The 26252-nt window shown below is 60.7% G+C and carries 27 protein-coding genes and 1 pseudogene; 16 read left to right on the top strand and 12 right to left on the bottom strand.

All coding sequences use genetic code 11. The annotated features are described in order from the left end of the window. Positions 1–445: 445 nt before the first annotated feature. The 6 genes from ACXR0M_RS08975 (at position 446) to cysG (ending at position 8077) form a co-directional block, all read left to right on the top strand. The gene (locus tag ACXR0M_RS08975) at positions 446–2854 is read left to right on the top strand and encodes a DNA translocase FtsK (RefSeq protein WP_458831569.1); all 2409 of its coding nucleotides are present in this window, start codon (positions 446–448) and stop codon (positions 2852–2854) included. A 66-nt stretch (positions 2855–2920) separates the two neighbouring features. Continuing rightward, on the top strand, positions 2921–3541 hold the full coding sequence (lolA, locus tag ACXR0M_RS08970; RefSeq protein ID WP_458831568.1) for an outer membrane lipoprotein chaperone LolA: 621 nt from the start codon (positions 2921–2923) through the stop codon (positions 3539–3541). A 148-nt stretch (positions 3542–3689) separates the two neighbouring features. Further along, entirely contained in the window at positions 3690–5012 is a 1323-nt protein-coding gene (locus ACXR0M_RS08965) for a replication-associated recombination protein A (RefSeq protein WP_122854599.1), read from the top strand. Continuing rightward, a complete protein-coding gene (crcB, locus tag ACXR0M_RS08960; protein WP_027614675.1) occupies positions 5012–5386 on the top strand; it encodes a fluoride efflux transporter CrcB in 375 nt (124 codons plus the stop codon). Before ACXR0M_RS08965 ends, crcB begins: the two co-directional genes overlap by 1 nt. A gap of 15 nt (positions 5387–5401) precedes the next feature. Further along, complete coding sequence (gene serS / locus ACXR0M_RS08955; RefSeq protein WP_458831567.1) at positions 5402–6682, top strand: serine--tRNA ligase; 1281 nt, start codon at positions 5402–5404, stop codon at positions 6680–6682. After that, positions 6683–8077: a siroheme synthase CysG gene (cysG, locus tag ACXR0M_RS08950; protein WP_458831566.1), complete on the top strand. Its 1395-nt coding sequence runs from the start codon at positions 6683–6685 to the stop codon at positions 8075–8077. It abuts the gene before it with no gap. A 116-nt stretch (positions 8078–8193) separates the two neighbouring features. Here the strand turns inward: cysG and ACXR0M_RS08945 are convergent, their stop codons facing one another. The 8 genes from ACXR0M_RS08945 to ACXR0M_RS08910 all read right to left on the bottom strand — a co-directional run bounded on the left by ACXR0M_RS08945 (position 8194) and on the right by ACXR0M_RS08910 (position 12928). Continuing rightward, positions 8194–9195, bottom strand: a complete 1002-nt coding sequence (locus ACXR0M_RS08945) for a glutathione S-transferase family protein (RefSeq protein ID WP_458831565.1) — start codon at positions 9193–9195, stop codon at positions 8194–8196. 91 nt (positions 9196–9286) lie between these two features. Further along, positions 9287–10288, bottom strand: coding sequence for a glycosyl transferase family protein (locus ACXR0M_RS08940; protein WP_458831564.1), 1002 nt, complete (start codon positions 10286–10288; stop codon positions 9287–9289). Next, the gene (locus tag ACXR0M_RS08935; protein WP_458831563.1) at positions 10285–10620 is read right to left on the bottom strand and encodes a TusE/DsrC/DsvC family sulfur relay protein; all 336 of its coding nucleotides are present in this window, start codon (positions 10618–10620) and stop codon (positions 10285–10287) included. The genes ACXR0M_RS08940 and ACXR0M_RS08935 overlap by 4 nt, the downstream gene beginning before the upstream one ends. Further along, on the bottom strand, positions 10617–10910 hold the full coding sequence (gene tusB / locus ACXR0M_RS08930) for a sulfurtransferase complex subunit TusB (RefSeq protein WP_458831562.1): 294 nt from the start codon (positions 10908–10910) through the stop codon (positions 10617–10619). Before tusB ends, ACXR0M_RS08935 begins: the two co-directional genes overlap by 4 nt. Beyond that, positions 10910–11266: a sulfurtransferase complex subunit TusC gene (gene tusC / locus ACXR0M_RS08925; RefSeq protein WP_458831561.1), complete on the bottom strand. Its 357-nt coding sequence runs from the start codon at positions 11264–11266 to the stop codon at positions 10910–10912. Before tusC ends, tusB begins: the two co-directional genes overlap by 1 nt. 1 nt (position 11267) lies before the next feature. Beyond that, on the bottom strand, positions 11268–11660 hold the full coding sequence (tusD, locus tag ACXR0M_RS08920) for a sulfurtransferase complex subunit TusD (protein ID WP_458831560.1): 393 nt from the start codon (positions 11658–11660) through the stop codon (positions 11268–11270). Positions 11661–11868: 208 nt separating this feature from the next. Continuing rightward, entirely contained in the window at positions 11869–12573 is a 705-nt protein-coding gene (locus ACXR0M_RS08915; protein ID WP_458831559.1) for a YoaK family protein, read from the bottom strand. Between the two features lie 25 nt (positions 12574–12598). After that, on the bottom strand, positions 12599–12928 hold the full coding sequence (locus ACXR0M_RS08910) for a DUF6388 family protein (RefSeq protein WP_458831558.1): 330 nt from the start codon (positions 12926–12928) through the stop codon (positions 12599–12601). A 134-nt stretch (positions 12929–13062) separates the two neighbouring features. Here ACXR0M_RS08910 and ACXR0M_RS08905 point away from each other — a divergent pair, with 134 nt between their 5' ends. Then, positions 13063–13413, top strand: coding sequence for a hypothetical protein (locus ACXR0M_RS08905; RefSeq protein ID WP_458831557.1), 351 nt, complete (start codon positions 13063–13065; stop codon positions 13411–13413). A 45-nt stretch (positions 13414–13458) separates the two neighbouring features. Here the strand turns inward: ACXR0M_RS08905 and ACXR0M_RS08900 are convergent, their stop codons facing one another. Beyond that, positions 13459–13884, bottom strand: coding sequence for a GNAT family N-acetyltransferase (locus ACXR0M_RS08900; RefSeq protein WP_458831556.1), 426 nt, complete (start codon positions 13882–13884; stop codon positions 13459–13461). Positions 13885–14030: 146 nt separating this feature from the next. Between ACXR0M_RS08900 and ACXR0M_RS08895 the strand changes: the two genes are divergently transcribed. From ACXR0M_RS08895 to ACXR0M_RS08880, 4 genes and pseudogenes are all read left to right on the top strand, one after another. Then, the gene (locus ACXR0M_RS08895) at positions 14031–14468 is read left to right on the top strand and encodes a hemerythrin domain-containing protein (RefSeq protein WP_458831555.1); all 438 of its coding nucleotides are present in this window, start codon (positions 14031–14033) and stop codon (positions 14466–14468) included. Between the two features lie 222 nt (positions 14469–14690). Then, positions 14691–15326 (top strand): lytic polysaccharide monooxygenase auxiliary activity family 9 protein, encoded by a 636-nt coding sequence (locus ACXR0M_RS08890; RefSeq protein ID WP_458831554.1) that lies wholly within the window; start codon positions 14691–14693, stop codon positions 15324–15326. A 40-nt stretch (positions 15327–15366) separates the two neighbouring features. Further along, a pseudogene (locus ACXR0M_RS08885) lies at positions 15367–16368 on the top strand (chitinase); the annotation flags it as partial. 154 nt (positions 16369–16522) lie between these two features. Continuing rightward, a complete protein-coding gene (locus tag ACXR0M_RS08880; protein WP_458831553.1) occupies positions 16523–17113 on the top strand; it encodes an NUDIX domain-containing protein in 591 nt (196 codons plus the stop codon). Positions 17114–17199: 86 nt separating this feature from the next. On the opposite strand, the gene ACXR0M_RS08875 is transcribed toward ACXR0M_RS08880, so the two are convergent. Further along, positions 17200–17715, bottom strand: a complete 516-nt coding sequence (locus tag ACXR0M_RS08875) for a methylated-DNA--[protein]-cysteine S-methyltransferase (protein WP_458831552.1) — start codon at positions 17713–17715, stop codon at positions 17200–17202. A gap of 148 nt (positions 17716–17863) precedes the next feature. Here ACXR0M_RS08875 and ggt point away from each other — a divergent pair, with 148 nt between their 5' ends. The 4 genes from ggt (at position 17864) to ACXR0M_RS08855 (ending at position 23601) form a co-directional block, all read left to right on the top strand. After that, complete coding sequence (gene ggt / locus ACXR0M_RS08870; protein ID WP_458831551.1) at positions 17864–19591, top strand: gamma-glutamyltransferase; 1728 nt, start codon at positions 17864–17866, stop codon at positions 19589–19591. 67 nt (positions 19592–19658) lie between these two features. Beyond that, the gene (locus ACXR0M_RS08865; protein WP_458831550.1) at positions 19659–20198 is read left to right on the top strand and encodes a cysteine hydrolase family protein; all 540 of its coding nucleotides are present in this window, start codon (positions 19659–19661) and stop codon (positions 20196–20198) included. A 1561-nt stretch (positions 20199–21759) separates the two neighbouring features. Further along, the gene (locus tag ACXR0M_RS08860; RefSeq protein ID WP_458831549.1) at positions 21760–22773 is read left to right on the top strand and encodes a lysozyme inhibitor LprI family protein; all 1014 of its coding nucleotides are present in this window, start codon (positions 21760–21762) and stop codon (positions 22771–22773) included. Positions 22774–22965: 192 nt separating this feature from the next. Beyond that, on the top strand, positions 22966–23601 hold the full coding sequence (locus tag ACXR0M_RS08855) for a hypothetical protein (protein ID WP_458831548.1): 636 nt from the start codon (positions 22966–22968) through the stop codon (positions 23599–23601). Between the two features lie 41 nt (positions 23602–23642). Here ACXR0M_RS08855 and ACXR0M_RS08850 read toward each other — a convergent pair whose 3' ends face one another. Then, entirely contained in the window at positions 23643–24188 is a 546-nt protein-coding gene (locus tag ACXR0M_RS08850) for a hypothetical protein (RefSeq protein WP_458831547.1), read from the bottom strand. A gap of 84 nt (positions 24189–24272) precedes the next feature. After that, positions 24273–24581, bottom strand: coding sequence for a DUF7693 family protein (locus tag ACXR0M_RS08845; RefSeq protein WP_458831546.1), 309 nt, complete (start codon positions 24579–24581; stop codon positions 24273–24275). 160 nt (positions 24582–24741) lie between these two features. On the opposite strand from ACXR0M_RS08845, the gene ACXR0M_RS08840 reads away from it, so the two are divergent. Beyond that, a complete protein-coding gene (locus tag ACXR0M_RS08840) occupies positions 24742–26187 on the top strand; it encodes a SulP family inorganic anion transporter (protein ID WP_458831545.1) in 1446 nt (481 codons plus the stop codon). The last annotated feature ends 65 nt before the right edge of the window (positions 26188–26252 follow it).

Here is a 26252-nt window from a genome sequence, read left to right as displayed (position 1 = left end):
CAGTGCGGTCAAGCAGCGGCGGACGTTGCTGCAACTTGGCGCAGTGGATGTGGTCGTAAACGATCGATGTGGCAAGGCGTTCGATGTGTTGTGCCGCTGCCGCGAATGGTCAGGTATGAATGCTTCGCTGCGTTCATCAAATACACCTCATAAGCCTTTGTCACAAAAGACAATGCATGCTCAAATTGGATCGCAGGATGTGAGCGGTTGGCTATGCTCGGCTATAGGGCTTGAAGCATGGCATCAGCCGCACAAACCCGTACAATGCCGGGTTGTTACAGAACATTTGTCGAGCGCTGTGTTTATGGCTGTGTTTATCAAAGCTGCGGCACAGTGTTAAAAGTAGTCTCAGTTGCACCGAAGCACTTTTTTACCTGCCTGGATTGGGCAGTTTTTTTCGTCATTCAATAGATGGACGCGCCTCGGGCGCAGGAAAAGTAGCGTTTTGAAGAAATCCACCGCAGCACCCAAAACAGTTGTTCCGCTCTGGCGTCAGCAATTGCACTACCGGCTCAAGGAAGGTGCATTGATCGCCATCGGTGCCTTGTGCCTGTTCCTGATGATGGCCTTGCTGACCTACGGCAAGGACGATCCGGGCTGGAGCCACAACAGCAAGATCGACGACGTGCAGAATTTTGGCGGTCCCGCCGGTTCCTACAGCGCCGACATCCTGTTCATGGTGCTGGGTTACTTCGCGTACATCTTCCCGCTGTTGCTGGCGATCAAGGCGTATCAGATCTTCCGTCAACGCCACGAACCGTGGCAGTGGAGCGGCTGGCTGTTCTCCTGGCGCCTGATCGGCCTGGTGTTCCTGGTACTGTCCGGCGCCGCGCTGGCGCACATTCATTTCCATGCGGCCACCGGTCTGCCGGCGGGTGCGGGCGGGGCGCTGGGTGAAAGCCTTGGCGATCTGGCGCGCAACGCCCTGAATATTCAGGGCAGCACGCTGCTGTTCATTGCTCTGTTCCTGTTCGGTCTGACGGTGTTTACCGACCTGTCGTGGTTCAAGGTGATGGACGTCACCGGCAAGATCACTCTCGACCTGTTCGAGCTGTTCCAGGGCGCGATCAACCGCTGGTGGGCGGCCCGTACCGAGCGCAAGCAACTGGTCGCACAACTGCGTGAAGTCGATGATCGCGTGCATGACGTGGTCGCGCCGACGGTCACCGACAAGCGTGAGCAGGCCAAGGTCAAGGAACGTCTGATCGAGCGCGAGCAGGCCCTGAGCAAGCACATGTCCGATCGCGAGAAGCAAGTGCCGCCGGTGATCGCCCCGGCGCCGGTCAAGGCGCCCGAGCCGAGCAAGCGCGTGCAGAAAGAAAAGCAGGCGCCGTTGTTCGTCGACAGCGCCGTCGAAGGCACCTTGCCACCGATCTCGATCCTCGATCCTGCGGAAAAGAAACAACTCAATTATTCGCCTGAGTCCCTGGCAGCGGTCGGTCACCTGCTGGAGATCAAGCTCAAGGAATTCGGCGTCGAGGTCACCGTGGACTCGATCCACCCGGGCCCGGTGATTACCCGTTACGAAATCCAGCCTGCCGCCGGGGTCAAGGTCAGCCGCATCGCCAACCTGGCGAAAGACCTTGCCCGTTCGCTGGCCGTGACCAGCGTGCGTGTGGTCGAGGTGATTCCGGGCAAGACCACGGTCGGTATCGAGATCCCTAACGAAGACCGGCAGATCGTGCGCTTCTCCGAAGTACTCTCGACCCCCGAGTACGACAACTTCAAGTCGCCGGTCACCCTCGCGCTGGGCCACGACATCGGTGGCAAACCGGTGATCACCGACCTGGCGAAGATGCCGCACCTGCTGGTGGCCGGTACCACCGGTTCCGGTAAATCGGTGGGTGTCAACGCGATGATCCTGTCGATCCTGTTCAAGTCCGGCCCGGACGACGCCAAACTGATCATGATCGACCCGAAAATGCTGGAACTGTCGATCTACGAAGGCATTCCGCACCTGCTGTGCCCGGTGGTCACCGACATGAAGGACGCCGCGAACGCCCTGCGCTGGAGCGTTGCCGAGATGGAGCGTCGCTACAAGCTGATGGCGAAGATGGGCGTGCGCAACCTGTCCGGCTTCAACGCCAAGGTCAAGGAAGCCATCGAGGCCGGCGAGCCACTGAGCGATCCGCTGTACAAACGCGAAAGCATTCACGACGAAGCGCCGTTGCTGCAGAAGCTGCCGACCATCGTTGTGGTCGTCGACGAATTCGCCGACATGATGATGATCGTCGGCAAGAAGGTCGAAGAGCTGATCGCGCGTATCGCGCAGAAGGCACGTGCCGCCGGTATCCACCTGATCCTCGCGACCCAGCGGCCGTCGGTGGACGTGATCACCGGTCTGATCAAGGCCAACATTCCGACCCGTATGGCGTTCCAGGTGTCGAGCAAGATCGACTCGCGGACCATCATCGACCAGGGCGGCGCCGAGCAACTGCTCGGTCACGGTGACATGCTCTACATGCCGCCGGGCACCAGCCTGCCGATACGGGTTCACGGTGCGTTCGTTTCCGACGATGAAGTACACCGTGTGGTGGAAGCGTGGAAGCTGCGTGGTGCACCGGAATACAACGACGACATCCTCAACGGTGTCGAAGAGGCGGGCAGCGGCTTTGAAGGCAGCAGCGGTGGCGGTGACGGCGATGATCCGGAGACCGACGCGCTGTACGACGAAGCGGTGCAGTTCGTCCTGGAAAGCCGCCGGGCCTCGATTTCCGCGGTACAGCGCAAGCTGAAGATCGGCTACAACCGCGCCGCACGGATGATCGAAGCCATGGAAATGGCCGGGGTTGTCACGTCAATGAACACCAACGGTTCGCGTGAAGTCCTGGCCCCGGGCCCGGTACGCGACTGATTCCAAAGCAAGAGGCGGGACAATGATGTGCCGCCGCTCTCCCAACGAGTATTCAAGAGGACTCCCATGCGTCTTATCCGCATGCTGTTGCCAGTACTGGCGCTGACCACTCTCACGGCTCACGCCGATGACAAGGACGTGGCGCGTCTGACCCAATTGCTGGAAACATCCAAGACCCTGAGCGCGAACTTCTCGCAGCTGACCCTCGACGGCAGCGGCACGCAGTTGCAGGAAACCACCGGCAACATGACCCTGCAGCGTCCGGGCCTGTTCTACTGGCACACCAACGCGCCGGCCGAGCAGACCATGGTTTCCGATGGCAAGAAGGTCACCCTGTGGGACCCGGATCTGGAACAGGCAACCATCAAGAAGCTCGACGAGCGCCTGACCCAGACCCCGGCGCTGCTGCTGTCCGGTGACGTGTCGAAGATCAGCCAGAGCTTCGACATCAGCGCGAAAGAGGCGGGCGGCGTGATCGATTTCACCCTCAAGCCGAAAACCAAGGACACCCTGTTCGACAGCTTGCGTCTGTCGTTCCGCAATGGTCTGGTCAATGACATGCAACTGATCGACAGTGTCGGCCAGCGCACCAACATCCTGTTCACCGGAGTCAAGGCCAACGAAGCGGTACCGGCGTCGAAGTTCAAGTTCGATATTCCGAAGGGTGCTGACGTCATCCAAGAGTAAAATGCAAAACCCTGTGGGAGCGGGCTTGCTCGCGAATGCGATTTAACCTTCAACAAAAATTGTCTGACATACCGCTTTCGCGAGCAAGCCCGCTCCCACAATGGCCATCTGATCGACCGGATTCAAATAGAGGTTTCAACGCTACGTGATGGATCTGTTTCGCAGTGCACCGATTGCCCAGCCACTGGCCGCGCGTTTGCGCGCGACCAATCTGGATGAGTATGTCGGTCAGGAGCACGTGCTCGCTCGCGGCAAGCCTCTACGCGAGGCGCTGGAGCAGGGTGCCCTGCATTCGATGATCTTCTGGGGCCCGCCGGGTGTGGGCAAGACCACCTTGGCGCGGTTGCTCGCGGAAGTCTCGGATGCGCACTTCGAAACGGTTTCGGCGGTGCTCGCCGGGGTCAAGGAGATCCGTCAGGCGGTTGAAATCGCCAAGCAGCAGGCCGGCCAGTACGGCAAGCGCACCATTCTGTTCGTCGATGAAGTGCACCGTTTCAACAAGTCGCAGCAGGATGCCTTTCTGCCGTACGTTGAGGATGGCACGCTGATCTTCATCGGCGCTACTACTGAAAATCCCTCGTTCGAACTCAACAACGCGCTGTTGTCGCGCGCGCGCGTCTATGTGCTGAAAAGCCTCGACGAAGCGGCGCTGCGTAAACTGGTGCAGCGCGCGCTCACTGAAGAGCGCGGGTTGGGCAAGCGCAACCTGACGCTGAGCGACGAAGGCTTTCAGATGCTGCTGTCCGCCGCTGATGGCGACGGCCGGCGGCTGCTCAATCTGCTGGAAAACGCCTCGGACCTTGCCGAAGACAACAGCGAGATCGGCACCGAGCTCCTGCAAAGCCTGCTCGGCGATACCCGGCGGCGTTTCGACAAGGGCGGCGAAGCGTTCTACGACCAGATTTCGGCATTGCACAAATCGGTACGCGGTTCCAACCCCGACGGCGCGCTGTACTGGTTCGCGCGGATGATCGACGGCGGCTGCGATCCGCTGTACCTGGCGCGACGCGTGGTGCGCATGGCCAGTGAAGATATCGGTAACGCCGATCCGCGCGCGCTGAGCCTGTGCCTGGCAGCGTGGGAAGTGCAGGAGCGCCTCGGCAGTCCGGAGGGCGAACTGGCGGTGGCCCAGGCCATCACTTATCTGGCCTGCGCGCCGAAAAGCAACGCGGTGTACATGGGTTTCAAGACCGCGCTGCGCGCAGCTGCGGAAAACGGCTCGCTGGAAGTGCCGCTGCACCTGCGCAACGCGCCGACCAAGCTGATGAAACAATTGGGTTACGGCGACGAATACCGTTATGCCCACGACGAACCGGACGCCTATGCGGCCGGCGAAGATTATTTCCCGGAAGAGCTTGAGCCGATTCCGTTCTATCAGCCGGTGCCCCGTGGCCTGGAATTGAAGATCGGCGAGAAGCTCAATCACCTCGCGCAACTCGATCGTTTAAGCCCAAGACAGCGGAGAAAATAGTGCTTCCATTGATCGTTGCAGTCTCCGTCGGCGGGATTGCCGGCACCCTGTTGCGCTTCGCCACCGGTAATTGGGTCAACGCCAATTGGCCACGGCACTTCTATACCGCGACGCTGGCCGTTAATATCGTGGGCTGTCTGCTGATTGGCGTGTTGTACGGCCTGTTTTTGATACGCCCGGAGGTGCCGATCGAGGTGCGTGCCGGGTTGATGGTCGGCTTCCTCGGGGGGCTGACAACTTTTTCATCCTTTTCACTGGATACGGTGCGCTTGCTGGAAAGCGGGCAAGTGCCGCTGGCCCTGGGCTATGCGGCGATCAGCGTATTCGGCGGGCTGCTCGCGACCTGGGCTGGCCTGTCTCTGACCAAACTTTGATAACGAGAAACCGACATGCTCGATTCCAAACTGTTACGTAGCAACCTGCAGGACGTAGCGGACCGCCTGGCTTCCCGTGGCTTTGTCCTGGATACCGCGCGCATCGAAGCGCTGGAAGAACAGCGCAAGACCGTCCAGACCCGCACCGAAGCACTGCAGGCTGAGCGTAACGCGCGTTCCAAGTCCATCGGTCAGGCCAAGCAGCGCGGCGAAGACATCGCGCCGTTGATGGCGGATGTCGAGCGCATGGCGGGCGAGCTGAGCGCCGGTAAAGTCGAACTGGACGCGATCCAGACCGAACTGGACGCGATCCTGCTGGGCATCCCCAACCTGCCGCACGAATCGGTGCCGGTCGGCAAAGACGAAGATGACAACGTTGAAGTGCGCCGCTGGGGCACGCCGACCGCCTTCGATTTCGAAGTCAAAGACCACGTCGCCCTGGGCGAGAAGTTCGGCTGGCTGGACTTCGAAACCGCCGCCAAGCTGTCCGGCGCGCGTTTCGCCCTGCTGCGCGGGCCGATTGCCCGTCTGCACCGCGCGCTGGCGCAGTTCATGATCAACCTGCACGTCAACGAGCATGGCTACGAAGAGGCTTACACGCCTTATCTGGTGCAGGCGCCAGCGCTGCAAGGCACCGGCCAGTTGCCGAAGTTCGAGGAAGACCTGTTCAAGATCGCTCGTGAAGGCGAAGCCGATCTGTACCTGATCCCGACCGCCGAAGTGTCGCTTACCAACATCGTCGCCGGCGAAATCGTCGATTCGAAACAACTGCCGATCAAGTTTGTTGCACACACCCCGTGCTTCCGTAGCGAAGCCGGCGCATCGGGCCGCGACACGCGCGGCATGATCCGCCAACACCAGTTCGACAAGGTCGAGATGGTCCAGATCGTCGAGCCGTCGACCTCGATGGACGCGCTGGAAAGCCTGACCGCCAACGCCGAAAAAGTCCTGCAATTGCTGGGTCTGCCTTACCGTACCCTGGCGCTGTGCACCGGTGACATGGGCTTCGGCGCCGTCAAGACCTACGACCTGGAAGTGTGGATTCCGAGCCAGGACAAGTACCGTGAAATCTCCTCGTGCTCGAACTGCGGCGATTTCCAGGCCCGGCGCATGCAGGCACGTTTCCGTAACCCGGAAACCGGCAAGCCTGAGCTGGTGCACACCCTGAACGGTTCGGGTCTGGCTGTCGGCCGTACTCTGGTGGCCGTGCTGGAAAACTACCAGCAGGCCGACGGTTCGATCCGCGTGCCGGACGTGCTGAAGCCGTACATGGGTGGCCTTGAGGTCATCGGCTAAATGAAATATCTGCCGCTGTTTCACAACCTGCGCGGCAGTCGTGTGTTGGTGGTTGGCGGGGGGGAAATTGCCTTGCGCAAATCCCGCCTGCTGGCCGACGCCGGTGCGCTGCTGCGGGTGGTCGCACCTGAAATCGAAAGCCAACTGCGGGAACTGGTCAGCGCCAGCGGTGGCGAGTGCCTGCTGCGCGGTTACGTGGAAGCGGACCTCGACGGTTGCGGGCTGATCATCGCCGCCACCGACGATGAAGCGCTGAATGCGCAAGTCTCCAGTGATGCGCGTCAGCGCTGCGTACCGGTCAATGTGGTGGATGCGCCTGACCTGTGCAGCGTGATCTTTCCGGCGATCGTCGATCGCTCGCCACTGATCGTGGCGATTTCCAGCGGCGGCGATGCGCCGGTGCTGGCGCGGTTGATTCGCGCCAAGATCGAAACCTGGATTCCGTCGACCTACGGCCAGTTGGCCGGACTGGCGGCGCGTTTCCGCAATCAGGTGAAAAACCTGTTTCCGGACGTGCAGCAACGTCGTGGTTTCTGGGAAGACGTGTTTCAAGGTCCGATTGCCGACCGGCAGTTAGCCGGGCAGGGCGCCGAAGCCGAACGTCTGCTGCAGGCAAAGATCGATGGCGAGGCCGACATCACTACCGGTGAGGTGTATCTGGTGGGTGCCGGCCCGGGTGATCCGGACTTGCTGACCTTTCGCGCCTTGCGTTTGATGCAACAGGCTGATGTGGTGCTGTACGACCGCCTGGTCGCTCCGGCGATTCTCGAGCTGTGCCGTCGCGACGCCGAGCGGGTTTACGTCGGCAAGCGTCGTGCCGATCACGCGGTGCCGCAGGATCAGATCAATCAGCAACTGGTCGATCTGGCCAAGGCCGGCAAGCGTGTGGTGCGGTTGAAGGGCGGTGATCCGTTCATCTTTGGTCGTGGCGGCGAAGAGATCGAAGAACTGGCCGCCCATGGCATTCCGTTCCAGGTGGTGCCAGGGATCACGGCGGCCAGCGGTTGCGCGGCCTATGCCGGGATTCCGCTGACCCATCGTGATTACGCGCAATCAGTGCGGTTCGTCACCGGGCATCTGAAGGACGGTTCCAGCGATCTGCCATGGGCCGACCTCGTCGCCCCGGCGCAGACGCTGGTGTTCTACATGGGCCTGGTCGGTCTGCCGAGCATTTGCGAACAGTTGATCAAGCACGGTCGCGCCGCCGATACCCCGGCCGCGTTGATCCAGCAGGGCACCACGGTCAATCAGCGGGTTTTCACCGGCACCCTGGCCGACCTGCCGCGCCTGGTGGCAGAGCATGAAGTGCATGCGCCGACATTGGTGATCGTCGGGGAAGTGGTGCAGCTGCGCGAGAAACTGGCGTGGTTCGAGGGGGCTCAGGCGCAAGTCTGAAAACCGAGTCGCCCCATTCGCGAGCAAGCCCGCTCCCACAGGGGATTTGTGCACGACACAGATCCAATGTGGGAGCGGGCTTGCTCGCGAAGAGACCTTTAAAAACACCGCATCCATCAACCCCGGCGCCAAACCCCTTTCCCAGCCAGCCGCGCCCGATCATGGGCAGCAGCAAAGTCCTGCTCAGGCCCCTTCGGCACAATCCCCGTCGGGTTAATCGTCTTGTGGCTACCGTAGTAGTGGTTCTTGATGTGCTGAAAATCCACCGTCTCGGCAATCCCCGGCCACTGATACAGCTCACGCAGCCAGTTCGACAGGTTCGGATAATCCGCAATCCGCCGCAAATTGCACTTGAAGTGGCCGTGATACACCGCGTCAAAGCGAATCATCGTGGTGAACAGACGCACGTCGGCTTCGGTCAGGTAGTCGCCGCTCAGGTAACGATTGGCGCCCAGCACCTGCTCCAGGTGATCCAGTTCGGCAAACACCTCATCGAAGGCTTGCTCGTAGGCCGACTGCGAGGTGGCGAAGCCGGCGCGATACACGCCGTTGTTCACCGCCGGGTAGATGCGTTCATTCAGCGCGTCGATCTCGCCGCGTAACGGTGCCGGATAGAAATCCAGGTCGTTGCCGGTCAGGCCATCGAAGGCACTGTTGAACATGCGGATGATTTCCGCCGATTCATTGCTGACGATACGCTTGAGTTTTTTGTCCCATAGCACTGGCACGGTGACGCGGCCGGTGTAGTCCGGGGTGTCGGCGGTGTAGCGCTGGTGCATGAAGTCGAAGTGATCGAGCTTGTCGCCGGTCGAGCCGAGCGTGGTGTCGAAGGTCCAGCCGTTTTCCAGCATCAGCCAGCTGACCACCGACACATCGATCAGACTTTCCAGGCCTTTGAGCTTGCGCAGGATCAGCGTGCGGTGTGCCCACGGGCAGGCGAGGGACACATAAAGGTGATAGCGCCCGGCCTCGGCGGCAAAACCGCCTTCACCGCTCGGCCCGGGTTGGCCGTCGGCGGTGACCCAATGACGCCGTTGCGCCTGTTCGCGCTGGAATGCGCCGTCCTTGCTGCTTTCGTACCACTTGTCCTGCCAGTGGCCATCAACGAGTAAACCCATGATCAAGACTCCATCACCCAATAAGCGTTGGAGCCGAGTCTATTCCGATGAGTTCGAACAAAAAGCGCAAAGATCGGGCGTCAATGATCGGTTAAATCGATTTGTCCCGCGCCGCCCAGTATTGCTCGGCGGTTGCGAAGGCCTGTTCGCGACTTTGACCGAGGCCACGCAAGGCCAGGGCCATGGTCGAGATCAGGGCCATCTGCGGATAGCTATCGACCACATCACCGCGCCACACCGCTTTGAGATGGTCCACGTCCAGCGTGGCCGGTTTGACGTGACGCTGGCTCGACAGCTGCGGCCATTCCTCGTCCCAGCTTGCGCCGCCGCTGGTGCCGTACAGGTGACTGGCGGCATCCGGGTTGATCTCGATTTCGCCGCCATCACCCTTGACCACGATCGCCGTATCGCCAAGCAGACCGCTGGCGTCACGGTGCACCGCTTGGTAGCCAGGGTGAAAAATACTTTGCAGACCGCAACGTGCGCCCAGCGGATTGAGAATCCGCGCCAGCGAGTGGATTGGCGAGCGCAGGCCCAGGGTGTTGCGCAGGTCGATCATCTTTTGCAACTGCGGCGCCCAGTCCAGCAGCGGCATGAACGCCAGGCCACCGTTGTCCAGCGCACTGCCGACTTGCTGCCAGGTGCGGCACAGCGGAATGTTCAGCTCGCCGAGCAGTTGTTCGCTGTACAGACGCCCGGCGGTGTGCGCGCCGCCGCCGTGCATGAAAATTCGCAGGCCGTTTTGCGCCAGGCACTTGGCTGCCAGCAGGTACCACGGCAGATGGCGTTTCTTGCCGGCGTAGGTCGGCCAGTCCAGATCGACATTCAATGCCGGCGCCTGCAAGCGCTCGCGCAGGGCTTCGGTGAAGCCGGCCATTTCCTCGGCGCTTTCTTCCTTGTGCCGCAGCAGCATCAGAAAGGCCCCGAGCTGGGTGTCTTCGACCTTGTCGTCGAGCACCATGCCCATCGCTTCCCGGGCTTCTTCGCGGGTCAGGTCGCGGGCGCCGCGCTTGCCTTTGCCGAGGATCCGCACAAATTGGGCGAACGGGTGTTCAGCGGGCGTTTCAAGGGTCAGCGCTGGAAAGTCGGTCATAAGCAATTCGTCGGTTTGGGCAGACCCGCCAGTTTCGCGGCGAGTTTGGCAGGGGTGCCTTTGAACAGTCGGTTCAGGTGCAGGCTGTTGCCTTTGTCCGGGCCGAGTTTCAGTGCGGTGTACTTGATCAGCGGACGAGTGGCCGGCGACAGCTGGAACTCCGCGTAGAAGCTGCGCAGCAGTTCGAGGACTTCCCAGTGTTCAGGGGTCAACTCGATCTCTTCGGCGGCGGCGAGGGCGCTGGCGACGTCCGCCGACCAGTCGCTTAAATCGAGCAGAAAGCCGTCCTTGTCCAGGGCAATGGCGCGGGCGCCGACGGTCATTGAATTCATAGCCAGCTGTTGACCTTGTCGTGGTGGACCGACAGTTCGACGAAGGCCGGGTAGTCGATGGCTTCGGCCCAGTCCGGCAGTTGCACGGCACGCGCCTGCGCATCTTCGGCCAGTACCAGCAGCTTCAACTGGCGACTTTGCAGCGTGATGAACGGTGCGCTGCCGGGTTGCAAGGCATACACCGCGTCGCCGGACAGCAGCAAAGCATCTTTCGCGCCGATTACCCGCAGGCAACTGTTCAGGCGTTCGTCGCCGAACGGGGAATGAGACAACACATGCAAAGTCGACATCAGAGGGTGATCACCTGGTCGTAACGGTCAATAAGGGCGGTGATTTGTTCGGCGCCGAGCGGTTGTGCCTCGTCCAGCGAAAGATCGCTCAGGCCCCGGGCGCTGGCGCTGTCGGCGCAGTAGAACAACTCTTCAACACCAAACATCGGCAGTGCCTGCAGGTTGGCGCTCAGGTCCTTTTGCTGCAGGGCCCTGGCATTTTGCCCGGCGGCCAGTTGCAGCACGCCGTCATCGAGAAACAGCAGGCCGACCGGCAGATCGAAGGCGCCACCGGCCAGCACGATGTCCAATGCCTCACGGGCGCCGGGGCCGGACCACGGCGACTGGCGGCTGATGATCAACAGGGATTTGGCCATGTCACGCGCCTCCGAAACAGATCAGTCGATCGGCGTCCTGCACCGCATCGTGCAACTGGCCGAGGCCGGACAATTCCCACGGCGCACTGACGGAGACCGCATCACGCTGATAGCGCTTGGCTTCTTCACTGTTCAATGCGCCACGGCGCAAGGCCGCGGCGATGCACACCACACCGTCCAGTTGCTGCTCGGTGATGAACGCGCGCCATTGCTTGGGCAGGTCGAGTTCGTCCTGCGGGGTGACCACCGCGTCCGAGGCGTTGTACACGCCGTCCTGATAGAAAAACAGCCGGACAATCTCATGCCCGGCGGCCAGTGCGGCCTGCGCAAACAGCAGGGCGCGGCGCGAGGAGGGCGCATGGGCGGCGGAAAACAGCGCGATGGCAAACTTCATGACGGACTCGATCAGCAAAACTGCGGCCATGATAAAGCTTTATCGCGGCAGCCGCGAAACCCAAGTTGTGTGCATACCCCCTGTAGGAGTGAGCCTGCTCGCGAAGCGGTGGGTCAGGCGATAAAGATATTGAATGTACTGGCCTCTTCGCGAGCAAGCCCGCTCCCACAGGGTTAAGTGAACAGCATCAGCCCCACAGGGGCGCGTTTCAGCGGGGCATGTAGCCGAGTTGCCAGCGCCGCGGGATGCTCAGCGACACCACGCCGAGCACCGCCGCCAGCAGACCGCTGACGAACAATGCCCGAAGTCCGAAATGCTGCTCCAGCACCGCGCCGAGAATCGCGCCGATGAACATGCCAGTCCACGGCACCAGTTGCACCCGCCAGCCATTACGCCGTTCGCCGAGCATCCAGCGCCCCAGTCCACGACCAAAGCGCGACAACGCTCCGGTCACGTAGGTCAGGCCCACCGGCAGGCCGTTCACTTCCTCGACCGCCGCGTTGAGCATGCCCATGGCGATGATCGCTGCGAGCAGCGCCGGCAGTTGCGAGTCAGCGGGCCAGGCGGCCGCCGCGCAGAGCAGGGTGGCGATGCAGAGCAACAGCGGTAGCGTGCGCCGGCCGCCGAGGCGCCCGATCACGATCCCCAGAGCATTGCCGAAGACAAACGTGACGACCAGGACCACCAGGCGCAAGGTCAGGCCCATGTCACCGTCACTGATGGCCACCGCCAGGCGTGTGGTGTTGCCGCTCATGAACGAAACGAAGTCGCCGCTGGCCATGAAGCCGATCGCATCGGTCATGCCCGCCAGTACCGAGAGGGCGGCGACCAGCGCCAGACCGATGCGCCCGCGCCATTTCTGCCGATGCAGATGCCCGGAAGTGGCGCGGTGAGTCGAAGTGGAAGGCAGCATTGGCGACGATATCCTTGAGTGGCGCTTACGGTTGCAGCCCGTACAGGTCGCAATACTCCAGCCAGTCCATCCCGGCCATTTCCGCGACTTCACGATGCACGTCAAGACGCTGCGCCTGATAGTCCTCCGGCGTTTCTGCAGTCAGTTGCAAGGTTAACTCCCAAGCGAACAAACCAAGCGTTTCCGCCTCGGCTTCGAAGGCTTCGTGCAGGCGCTCTTCACGATACTGCGCCTGGGTTTCACCCTTGGCCTGGGCCAGCAGCGGGTTGAGATGATCGAGGGTTTCGCGCAGTTCAGGACGCGCGTCGAGAAACAGTTTGAGGGCGTGTTCATGTCGCTGATCGGTGGGCGCCATGGGTATTCCTTGTGAGGCTGATGGCCCTAGGGTGCCGCAGCAGCCCGTACCTGTCGCGCTATAAATGCAGTAAAGCACAACGATTTCGCCGGTTGCGGTGATACAGTCCGCTTTTTTCTGAATGAGCGAATGCAATGCGAATTCTGATGGTAGCGCTGGCCGCGACGATGCTGGCCGGTTGCGCGGGTTCGGTAATGGACGATTCTCGCAGCAAAGCCCCGTACAAGGTCCTGACCTCGGACAAACCGGAGAAAGTCGTCGCCCAGTGCGTGCAATTCGGCTGGCAGGACGAAGCAGTGTTCGGCGTGGATGCCGGCGCGTATCTGCAGCCGGGCAAGAAGGGCGGGTCGACGGTGTACACCCGTTCGGCGGAATCGTTTGTCGACTTGACCAGCGATGCCTCGGGGACCGTGCTCAATTACTACGCGCAGAAGGACGATTTTGTTGCCAAGCGTCGGTTGGCGGCGTTGGCGACTTGCCTTTGATCATGGGTTGAGGCGGCTGCCGTCATCGCGAGCAGGCCAGTGAATTCACCTGATCAAACGCTTCTGGAAATAATGCCGGCTATGCCCCGGCGGGTAATCGATAATCTCGCCAAACTGGCTGAACCCCAGCTTCTTGTAAAACCCCGGCGCCTGAAAATCGAAGGTGTCCAGCCAGATCCCCAGGCAGTTTTTCTGGTTGGCCAGTTCTTCGGCCATGCCCATCAGTTTCGAGCCAATGCCCTGGCCGCGCCCCTGTTCCGGCACTGAAAGCAGCTCGATATACATCCACTGGAAAATCACCCGACCATACAAACCGCCGAGAATCGCGTCGTGCTCATCACGCACCAACAGTGCGAAAGGCTCCGACGTGCTGCCGCCAGTCTGGGCATCGTTATAGGCAACCAGTGGATCGAGGATCGCCTTGCGCTGTTCTTCCGTAGGTTTTTTCGACAGCTCGATTCGCAGCGTCATGCGCAACTTCCTTGTGAGGTGAAGCCGCAGCCTATCCTGCCCGCAGGGCGTATTCCAAGTCCTTGTTGATGGCCGTGGAACCGCCGCCGTCGCGCCGGGGTCTAGCGCTTACAGCGTCATTTCGAACGCGGTTGATGAGGACCCCCATGAATATTTTCGAAGCCCTGCGTGAAAGCCATGAACGTCAGCGCAGTTACGCCAAAGCCCTGATCGAAACCAGCGGTGATACTCCGGAGCGGGTGGAGGCCTACAAGCAGTTCAAGGCTGAGCTGCAGGCCCATGAAACCGCTGAGGAGCGCCATTTCTACATTCCGCTGATGGAGTTCGACAACGGCGTCGACCTCAGCCGCCACGCGATCTCCGAACACCACGAGATGGACGAGATGATGGAAGAACTGGACGAGACCGAGATGTCCAGTCCGGCATGGCTGGCCACGGCGAAGAAACTCTCGGACAAGGTCCATCATCACCTGAAGGAAGAAGAGCAGAAGTTCTTCCAGATGGCCGGCAAATTGCTCGACGACAAGCAAAAGCAACAGCTCGCCGGCGAATACGAAAAAGAATATCGCGCGCAATTGCCCTAAGCGTTGAATCGCGGTTTTTGCAGTGTCGACGTGTAGGTCTTTGGCTAAGCGTCAGGTGGGTTTTGTCGTAGATGGCTGTATATGCATCCAGTATTTTCGGGGTTTTCGGTGGTTCACCGCGAATGCCTGCGACAAAACCGCCGATGGACAAAAAAACCACCTCCGTTAGCTTGAAGGCCTCTCCTCGGGAAGGAGAGTTCTTAAATCAACGGAGTGAAAAACATGAATCAACCACTAGCTGAAACTCAACTGCGACACGGTCGCGTCACCTCTCCAGCCAGCCGAGGCTCGGTTGCCATCGACCTCGGTCTGCTGGCCGGCTGGCAAGTCAACGAAATGGAAGGCGGCAAGAACTTCCCGGCCTTGGTGGCCGGGCCGTTCCCGGCACCTTATGGCTCCGACAGTGACAGCGTCACGCCGCCCGCCGACGGTTACATCCTCAGTGGCGGCAAGACCGATGCCCGCGATTGCGTGAACTTCACCAGCGCCGAGATGAGCAAGAAGCTCAACCGGCCATTCGAGTGGCCGCTGCTCAACGTCACTCCAGGCCAGACCCTCAAGGTCACCTGGGCGTACACCGCGCCGCACACCACCCGTGGTTATCGCTGGCTGATCACCAAGGATGGCTGGGACCCGCAGCAGCGCATCAGCCGTGCGCAGCTGGAAGCGCAGCCGTTCTTCGAGGATTTCTACACTCAGGTTCCGTACTACAGTCATGCGGGTGAGATGAAGGCCAAGGTCGATCACGAAGTGAAACTGCCGGCCAGCAAGAAGGGCCATCACGTCATCGTGCTGATGTGGATCGTCGCCAATACCGGCAACGCGTTCTATCAGGCGTTCGACGTCGACTTCAAATAACGGCGTCATGCCAAACCCACAGGTTCTGAAGGATTAGAACATGTCAAACATCGACTTTACCCTCGTGCAAAACCAGGCAGCCGACGCGGCTTCGCTGATGCCCAGCATCGCCGGCAAGAAGATCCTCATGGGCTTCTGGCACAACTGGCCGGCCGGTGCCAGCGACGGCTACCGTCAGGGCCGCTTCGCCGAGATCGCGCTGGAGGCGGTACCCAAGGAGTACAACGTGGTCGCGGTGGCGTTCATGAAGGGCAGCGGGATACCGACCTTCAAGCCGTACAACGTCTCCGATGCCGAGTTCCGCCGCCAGGTCGGCGTGCTCAACAGCCAGGGGCGGGCGGTGCTGCTGTCCCTCGGCGGCGCTGATGCGCACATCGAGTTGCGCGCCGGGCAGAAGCAGCCGCTGGCCAATGAAATCATCCGTCTGGTGGAAACCTACGGCTTCGACGGGCTGGACATCGATCTTGAGCAGAGCGCGATTGATTTCGCGGCCAACAAGACCGTACTGCCCGCCGCGCTGAAGCTGGTCAAGGATCACTACGCAGGCCAGGGCAAGCACTTCATCATCAGCATGGCCCCGGAGTTTCCGTACCTGACCAGCAACGGCAAATACGTCGGTTACCTGCAGGCGCTGGAAGGCTACTACGACTTCATCGCCCCGCAGTTCTACAACCAGGGCGGCGACGGGGTCTGGGTGCCGGAGGCCAATAACGGCAATGGCGCGTGGATCGCGCAGAACAACGACGCGCTGAAAGAGGACTTCCTCTATTACCTGACCGAAAGCCTGGTAACCGGCACCCGCGGCTTCACCAAAATCCCGGCGGACAAGTTCGTTATCGGCCTGCCGGCCAACGTTGATGCCGCTGCCACCGGCTATGTGATCGACAGCACCGCAGTCGGCAACGCGCTCAAGCGTCTGGCGATCAAAGGGCTGCCGATCAAGGGCCTGATGACCTGGTCGGTAAACTGGGACAACGGCGTCAGCAAGGACCGCGTGCCGTACAACTGGGAGTTCAGTCGGCGTTATGGGCCACTGATTCACGGTGCACGAACAGCGGTGCAGGAAACCGACGAGGCGTTGGCGCGTCTCGCCCGTTAAACGCAAATGAACAAGCCCGGTAGCGCTGCCGGGCTTTTTTTGTGGGCGTGATTATTCGAAGATGGGCGTTTTCCGAAGAGCAAAAGGAACAGGCGTCATGCCCAAGACCGCCGAACGGGTCAACATTGTCGACACTCAAGTGTTGTCCCATGACTGGTACCTGCTGAAGAAAATCACCTTTGATTACTTGCGCAACAATGGCGACTGGCAGCGTCAGACCCGTGAGGTCTACGACCGGGGCAATGGCGCCGCGATTCTGCTGTTCAACCGCGAGAAACGCACGGTAGTGCTGACCCGCCAATTCCGTCTGCCGGTGTTCGTCAACGGCCACGATGGCTTGTTGATCGAAGTGGCGGCGGGTCTGCTGGAAGGCGCTGCACCGGAGCAACGCATTCGCGATGAGGCCGAAGAGGAAACCGGTTACCGCGTGCACGAGGTGAAAAAGGTGTTCGAGGCTTACATGAGCCCTGGCTCGGTGACCGAGAAACTGCACTTCTTCATCGCCGAGTACGACGCGCAGTCGAAAGTCAGTGAGGGCGGTGGCCTGGAAGAGGAAACCGAAGAGCTGGAAGTGCTGGAGTGGGGGTTCGATGAGGCCCTGGCGGCATTCCAGCGCGGCGAGATCTGCGATGCCAAGACCATCATGCTGTTGCAGTATGCGGCGATGAATAACCTGTTTAACCGATAAAGCAAAAGATCGCAGCCTTCGGCAGCTCCTACTTTGAAATGTGTTCGACCGGTAGGAGCTGCCGCAGGCTGCGATCTTTTGATCTGCTAAAACAACTCCCCGGTCTTGCCCACCACCGACCGGTTACCACCCTCCAACGCCAACAACCGCTCCTTGGCCTCCAGCCCCCCGGCAAACCCGGTCAGTTTCCCCGACGCGCCAATCACCCGGTGACACGGTGCCACAATCGACAGCGGATTGCGCCCGTTCGCCGCGCCCACCGCACGCACCGCCGTCGGATTGCCGATCTGTTCGGCGATCTGGCTGTAGGTGCGGGTTTCGCCAAAGGGGATAGTCAGCAGCGCCGCCCAGACCTTCTTCTGAAAGTCGGTGCCGGCAAAGTCCAGCTCCAGATCAAAGCAATCGCGATGGCCGGCAAAGTATTCCTGCAACTGGCGCGCGGTGTTCTGCAGCAACGGATTATCCGGTGCTGGTGTCATCGGCCCGAGGCGCACCCGGCCCGGTTTGTCGTTTTCCCAGAGGATGGCCGCCAGTCGTGCGCCGTTCGCCACCAGCTTCAATTCGCCGACCGGTGAGGGCAGGGTGATGAACGTGTAAGACATGGACAAGTATCCTGATCGACGTGGCGAGAGCGCCAGCATACTGCCTGATCCGGGAGGCGCAAATCGCAATAGCGGCCATACTGCTTGTGGCTTTTCAAGCGTTCCCCTCTGTTTGGCACAGCCCCTAAAACAAAAAAGAGATCGACTCATGAAGTACGAACCTTTGGCTAAAACGCTGATTGCGACGTCACTGGCGTTGAGCTGCCTCATGGCCCACGCCGCCTCGGTGGCACCGGTTGCCGCCGAGAACGGCATGGTCGTCACCGCTCAACATCTGGCCTCGCACGTTGGCGTCGATGTGTTGAAAAACGGCGGTAATGCCGTGGACGCTGCGGTTGCCGTGGGCTATGCGCTGGCGGTGGTGTACCCCGCAGCGGGCAACCTCGGCGGTGGCGGTTTCATGACCATTCAACTGGCGGACGGGCGCAAGACTTTCCTCGACTTCCGCGAAAAAGCCCCGCTGGCGGCGACCGCCAACATGTACCTCGACAAGGACGGCAACGTCGTCCCGGATCTGAGTACCCGTGGCCATCTCGCGGTGGCCGTGCCGGGCACCGTGTCGGGCATGGAGCTGGCGCTGAGCAAGTACGGCACCAAACCACGCAAGGAGATGATCGCGCCGGCGATCAAACTCGCCGAAGACGGTTTCGAACTGGAGCAGGGCGACGTCGATCTGCTCGACTACGCCACCGATGTGTTCAAGAAGGACATGCGCGACTCCGGGTCGATCTTCCTGCACAACGGCGAGCCGATGCAGGTCGGGCAGAAACTGGTGCAGAAAGATCTGGCGAAAACCCTGCGCACCATCTCGGAAAAAGGCGCCGACGGCTTCTACAAAGGCTGGGTGGCCGACGCCATCGTCACCTCGAGTCAGGCCAACAAAGGCATCATCACCCAGGCTGACCTCGACAAATACAAGACCCGCGAACTGGCCCCGGTGGAATGCGATTACCGTGGCTACCACGTGGTCTCGGCGCCACCGCCCAGCTCTGGCGGGGTGGTGATCTGCGAGATCATGAACATTCTCGAAGGCTATCCGATGAAGGATCTGGGCTTCCATTCGGCGCAGGGCATGCACTACCAGATCGAGGCGATGCGCCATGCTTATGTGGACCGCAACAGCTATCTGGGCGACCCGGATTTCGTCAAGAACCCGATCGAGCACCTGCTGGACAAAAACTACGCGATCAAACTGCGTGATGCGATCCAGCCGCAAAAGGCCGGGATCTCCGCCGAGCTGAAACCCGGCGTCGCGCCGCATGAAGGCAACAACACCACGCACTATTCGATCGTCGACAAGTGGGGCAACGCGGTGTCGGTGACCTACACCCTCAACGACTGGTTTGGTGCCGGTGTGATGGCGAGCAAGACCGGGGTGATCCTCAATGACGAGATGGACGACTTCACTTCCAAGGTCGGCGTGCCGAACATGTACGGTCTGGTGCAGGGTGAGGCCAACGCCATCGCTCCTGGCAAAGCCCCGCTGTCGTCGATGAGCCCGACCATCGTCACCAGGGACGGCAAAGTGGTGATGGTGGTCGGTACTCCGGGCGGCAGCCGGATCATCACCGCGACCTTGCTGACCATGCTCAACGTCATCGACTACGGCATGGGCCTGCAGGAAGCGGTCGATGCACCACGTTTCCACCAGCAATGGATGCCGGAGGAAACCAACCTCGAAGACTTCGCCGCCAGCCCCGACACGAAGAAGATCCTTGAGAGCTGGGGCCACAAGTTCGCCGGGCCGCAGGACGCCAACCACATTGCGGCGATCCTGGTCGGCGCGCCGTCGCTGGGTGGCAAACCGGTGGGTAAAAACCGCTTCTACGGTGCCAACGATCCACGGCGCAACACCGGCTTGTCATTGGGCTACTGACAGGCGTAAAAGATGGGGGCGGGGCAGATCCGCCCCCCATCTTACGGTTCGATCAAGGAAGGCCCTCATGTCCAGCGCATTACTGATCATCGATGTCCAGCAGGCTCTCTGTGCGGGCGAATACCAGTGCTTCGACATCCAGCGCGTCATCGCCACCATCAACCAACTGAGCAAGCGCGCGCGTGACGCCGGCGTGCCGGTGGTGCTGATTCAGCATGAAGAAACGGACAGCCCGCTGGCCCACGGTGCCGCAGGCTGGCAACTGGCCGAGGGCTTGCTGACTGACGCGAAGGATCTGCGGGTACGCAAGACCACCCGGGATTCGTTCTACCAGACCGAGCTGGGCAAACTGCTGCCCATCGAAGATTTCGAACGTCTGATCATCTGCGGCCTGCAGACCGACTACTGCGTCAACGCCACCGTACGTCAGGCCCATAATCTAGGTTACGACGTCGTCCTCACTGCAGACGCCCATTCGACTGTCGACAACGGCAACATGCGCGCCGAAGACATCATCGCCGAACACAACAAGGATCTGGCGCATCTGACTGGCGCTACCGCCCGCATCGACGTCAAACCCGCGGCAGAGATCAGTTTCCAAAGTTAACGATTACCCCTGTGGGAGCGGGCTTGCTCGCGAAAGCGGTCTGCCTGCGACGCAAGTGTTGGCTGACACGACGTCATCGCGGGCAAGCCCGCTCCCACGGTGATTGGTGGTGCGCACAGATCCCATGTCCAGCACAAATCCCCTGTGGGAGCGGGCTTGCTCGCGAAAGCGGTCTGCCTGTGCCGCAAGTGTTGGCTGACACGATGCCTTCGCGAGCAAGCCCGCTCCCACAGTGATTGGTGGTGCGCACAGATCCCATGTCCAGCACAAGTCCCGTGTAGGAGTGAGCCTGCTCGCGAAAGCGGCCTGCCTGTGCCGCAAGTGTTGGCAGACACGACGTCATCGCGGGCAAGCCCGCTCCCACAGTGAATGGCGGTGTTCACAGATCCCATGTCCAGCACAAATCCCCTGTGGGAGCGGGCTTGCTCGCGAAAGCGGTCTGCCCGTGCCGCAAGTGTTGGCTGACTCGACGCCTTCGCGAGCAAGCCCGCTCCCACGGTGACTGGTGGTGTTCACAGAGCCCATGTCCAGCACAAATCCCCTGTAGGAGTGAGCCTGCTCGCGAAAGCGGTCTGCCTGCGCCGCAAGTGTTGGCTGACACGACGCCTTCGCGAGCAAGCCCGCTCCCACAGTGATTGGTGGTGTTCACAGATCCCATGTCCAGCACAAATCCCCTGTGGGAGCGGGCTTGCTCGCGAAAGCGGTCTGCCTGTACCGCAAGTGTTGGCAGACACGACGTCATCGCGGGCAAGCCCGCTCCCACGGTGACTGGTGGTGTTCACAGATCCCATGTCCAGCACAAATCCCCTGTGGGAGCGGGCTTGCTCGCGAAAGCGGTCTGCCTGTGCCGCAAGTGTTGGCAGACCCGACGCCTTCGCGAGCAAGCCCGCTCCCACAGTGATTGGTGGTGTTCACAGATCCCATGTCCAGCACAAATCCCCTGTGGGAGTGGGCTTGCTCGCGAAAGCGGCCTGCCTGTGCCGCAAGTGTTGGCAGACACGACGTCATCGCGAGCAAGCCCGCTCCCACAGTGATTGGTGGTGTTCACAGATCCCATGTCCAGCAACAAATCCCCTGTAGGAGTGAGCCTGCTCGCGAAAGCGGTCTGCCTGCGCCGCAAGTGTTGGCTGACACGACGCCTTCGCGAGCAAGCCCGCTCCCACGGTGACTGGTGGTGTTCACAGAGCCCATGTCCAGCACAAATCCCCTGTGGGAGCGGGCTTGCTCGCGAAAGCGGTCTGCCTGTGCCGCAAGTGTTGGCTGACCCGACGCCTTCGCGAGCAAGCCCGCTCCCACAGTGATTGGTGGTGCGCACAGATCCCATTTCCAGCCTGAGTCCCGTGTAGGAGTGAGTCTGCTCGCGAAAGCGGTCTGCCTGTACCGCAAGTGTTGGCTGACACGACGCCTTCGCGAGCAAGCCCGCTCCCACAGTGATTGGTCGTGCGCACAGATCCCATGTCCAGCACAAATCCCCTGTGGGAGCGGGCTTGCTCGCGAAGGCGGCAGCACTGGCAACACGTCACTGGCATAATGCCGTCGCCCTGAAGAACGGAATCTGTCGATGTCATTGCTCAAACCCCGCCACGCTTTTCTGCTGGCTTCCCTGATATTTATTCCCGCCGTCCACGCCAGCAGTTTCGATTGCGCCAGCGCTGGCAGCCCGACTGAAAAAGCGATTTGCAGTGACCCCTATCTCTCCAGCCTCGATGAAAAGCTGGGTGGGCTTTGGCCGCAGACTCTGGCGAAAGTGGCTGATCCCAAAGCGCTCAAGACTGATCAGCGGCAATGGCTGAAGAACCGCAACGGCTGCGCTCAACAGCTGGCTTGTTTGCGTCGGGAATACCTGATGCGAATTGCCGAACTCGAATACGCGGCTACACCTTTCAGTTGGGACGCTACGTGGCAACTCATTCCCGGCAGCCCTGCGACAGCCTCGGAGATAACCACCAGACGACGCGACGCCGGACATATCACGTTCGATATTTCCGCGCAGAATGGCGGCAACTCCGGCGATCTGACGGGCGTTGCCGTTTTGAAGGGCGCGCAGGCCGATTACGCCGAAGGACAATGTGCACTGAGTTTTGCCGCGATCAACGGGATACTCAATGTCACGCAGGACGGCGCGGACGCCGATTGTGGCGGGGGAATGGGCGTGTTCTACGCCGGTCGTTATGTGATTTCCGATCAGCCGGTAAAACTGGATTACGACTTGCTGAGTCTTGGTCTGGCCCGCACGCTCGAGGAAGACCAGACATTGCGCGCGCTGCTCAAGGCCGATTATCAGACGCTGGTGGACACATCCGGCTCGATGATGGACGGCGACTCCAGTCACGATGTGCCGGACAGTCAGGTCGGAGAAATATGGATGCGCGGCCTGGGTGGCACTGCCCTGTTCATGAGCACGCCCGACAGTCGGTTTTGGGTCATGCTGATGGCCTACGATGGTCAGGGAAATACCCGTGTCCGTTATTACACCAACGCAGCGCAATGGAAGACCCGGTTACCCGATGTGATGCAGGCCTGGCACCAGCGCATGGCGAATGGTCAGCCTTTGCCGCTGGATTTCATGCCCTGATTCTCGGCGGCCGGTATTCAGCGAAACAATAACTACGCCAACAAGCCCGTCCTGCGTCAGGGCTGACCAGTTTTTTGCTTGAATTTGCCGATCCGGTCTTTCCTCGAACAGCGTCTCTCTCTAGAATCCGCCCGGCCTCCGCAATGGAGGCTCTTTGATATCACTTGGCTCGATTCACATAGGGAAGACAACATGCAATTCGGGAAAATCCTGGCGCTGGGCGTGGTACTTGCGCTCGGTGGCTGTGCCAGTTTCACCAAAGACGAAGTGGCGCCAGTCAAACTGCCATCGATGGCCAGCTACGCCAACAAGCCCAACGTCTATGTGGACTTCGACTTTTATCAGGGCGAGCCAAAAAGCGCTTCGGCGGTAAAGGTGCCGCAGGCGCGCGATCAGCTCAAGCCTGAGCTGCAGAAGATTCTGAGCGATTCGGGTCTGTTCGGCCGGGTCACGCTGGACGAGTTCCAGAAGCAACCGGGCGACTACAGCCTGCGTCTGAAAATGTATAACCATCCGCCGAATGCCGGTTCGATGGTGCTGGCCTTTATCAGTGGTTTCAGTCTGATGGTGATCCCGGCGTACGGTACCGATCAGTACACCATGAGCCTCGAAGCCGTTGACGCCTCAGGTCAGGCGCTGACCACTGCGAGCAACCATGATGCGGTCGGTACCTGGTTCGGTATCTGGTTCATCCCGCTGATGGGCAACACGCCGAAAGAGGCGATCAATGACACCTTCGCCCGTCAGGTCAACGCGCTGCTCAAGCAGATGATCGACAACAACACCCTGAAATACTCGGCTCTCGATACCCGTACTCCACGGGCGTGATGCCAAAAAAAAGAGCCGCGATTGCGGCTCTTTTTTTGCCCTTATTTCAGGGCCTGGATGAACTGCGGATCGCTGTACAGTTCCTTCAGCAGATCGCGCAGCATCGGGTTGTAGGCGTTGACTGCATTCGGAATCGCAATGAAACCGAAGAAGCTGCTGCTCCACTGACTGCTGACATTTTTGGTCGCGTCGTACACCACGTTCTGCCCGTTGAGCAGCGTGAAGCGTGCAGCGAGTTCGCCATCACCGGTGCCCATGCCGGCCGACAGGTTGTTTTTCACCACCAGCACTTTCAACTGACGCTGGGCTTGCGGATCGAGCAGGCCAGCCTTGCGCAGTTCTTCGGTGATGGCGTCCTGAATGTGCGCCGGGATACTGCCGGACGGCGAGCGCACCGGGTTGGCGCGTACCACCAGCGAACCTTCGCCGGACTCGGCACTCACTTGCGGATTGCTGATCGCATGCAGGGGCGGGGTCTGCTTGAGCTTCTGGACGTTTTCGTAGCTCGGCTCATAGCGGGTCATGGTCATGCCACAACCTTGCAGCAACACGGCCAGCATCGGGATCAACAACAGAGACTTGTTCACGGCGTTTCCTTGCGTGAGGAATAGGAGGGGGCGGATTATGGGCAGAGTGCCATCATTGGGCAACCGTCTTTGCCCATGAAATGCTCAGTTTGTTTCGAGCCGATTCTGCCTCAGCAAATGTTCGATCTGCGCCAACTCCCAGGTACTCAGCAAATTGACCGGATCAGTGCCATAACGGGCGTTGAAACGCCATTCGCGACCGTCCGGGCAACGGCAGTGTTCACAGTGATGCAGTCGTCCGCCCTCGACATCCAGTAACAGGCACCAGCCCTCGATATCGACTTTTACCAGACCCGCCTCGCCAGGCACCGGGTGCAGGTTGAAAACCCGCACGCCCAGTGCGGCTTCGCGCAAGCGCTGGCAAACCTCGCGGGCACTCAACAATGCAGTCATGGTCGTACTCGATTTTCAGGCACAAGCCCGTCAGCATAAATTGCGTGGCGACGGGTGTCAGCGATCGCTGGCCCGAATCCGAACTATTCCGTAACATCCGCCCCCCTCATTTTCGCGAACATCCGCGGCCACGCCCGTTGGCCGCCCAGTCAGGTAAACCATGAAACCACAACGTCTGCGCGCCGATGTCCTGGCCGGACTCACCACCTCGTTCGCCCTGTTGCCCGAATGCATTGCGTTCGCGCTGGTGGCCCAGCTCAATCCGTTGATGGGCCTGTACGGCGCCTTCATCATTTGTACGTTGACCGCGTTGTTCGGCGGGCGGCCGGGGATGGTGTCCGGGGCGGCGGGGTCGATGGCCGTGGTGATCGTCGCGCTGGTGGTGCAGCACGGCGTGCAGTACCTGCTGGCGACGGTGTTGCTCGGCGGTCTGATCATGATGGCGTTCGGGTTGTTGCGCCTGGGCAAACTGGTGCGCATGGTGCCGCACCCGGTGATGCTCGGCTTCGTCAACGGCTTGGCGATCATCATTGCGTTGGCGCAACTGGAGCATTTCAAAAGCGGCGAACACTGGCTCAGCGGCACGCCGTTGTACCTGATGAGCGGGCTGGTGCTGCTGACCATGGCCATCGTCTACCTGCTGCCGCGCCTGACCCGCGCGGTGCCGCCGGCACTGGTGGCGATTCTTGGTGTGGGGCTGCTGGTCTACCTGTTCGGCCTGCCGACCCGCACCCTTGGCGACATGGCGCACATCGCCGGCGGTCTGCCGTCCTTCGCGCTGCCGGACATCCCGTGGAACCTGGACACCCTGCGCATCATCGCGCCTTACGCGATTCTGATGGCGCTGGTCGGCCTGTTGGAGACCCTGCTGACCCTCAATCTCACCGACGAAATCACTGAAACCCGTGGCTACCCGGATCGCGAATGCGTAGCGCTGGGCGCGGCGAACGTGGTCTCCGGTGCGTTCGGTGGCATGGGCGGCTGCGCGATGATCGGCCAGACCGTGATCAATCTCAGCTCCGGTGGGCGCGGGCGTTTGTCCGGGGTGGTGGCGGGGCTGCTGATTCTGTTGTTCATCCTCTTCCTGTCGCCGCTGATCGAGCGCATTCCGCTGGCGGCGCTGGTCGGCGTGATGTTCGTGGTCTCGCAGCAGACCTTCGCCTGGGCCTCGTTGCGCGTATTGAACAAAGTGCCGCTCAACGATGTGCTGGTGATCATCGCGGTGACCACCATCACCGTAATCACCGACCTGGCGACCGCAGTACTGTGCGGGATCATCATCGCCGCACTGAACTTCGCCTGGCAGCAGGCCCGCGAGTTGTACGCCGATGAGCACCTGGAAGCCGACGGCAGCAAACTCTACCGCCTGCACGGCACGCTGTTCTTCGCCTCGACCACACCGTTTCTCAATCAGTTCGACCCGGCCAATGATCCGGCCAGAGTCACGCTGGATTGTCGGCACCTGAGTTTTGTCGATTATTCGGCGATTGCCGCGTTGAAAACGTTGCGCGAACGTTACGAAAAGGCGGGGAAGGAGTTGCAGGTGTTTCATCTGTCTGAGCGCTGCAAGAAGCTGCTGAAACGCGCTGGTGTTGAACATCACTGAACAATCTTGGCAACGAGCCCGCTCGCGATAGCGTTGATCCATTAATCGCGAGCGGGCTCTTTTTT

The sequence above is a fragment of the Pseudomonas sp. Eth.TT006 genome (assembly GCF_054456575.1).
This window is presented reverse-complemented; position numbering and strand designations above follow the sequence as displayed.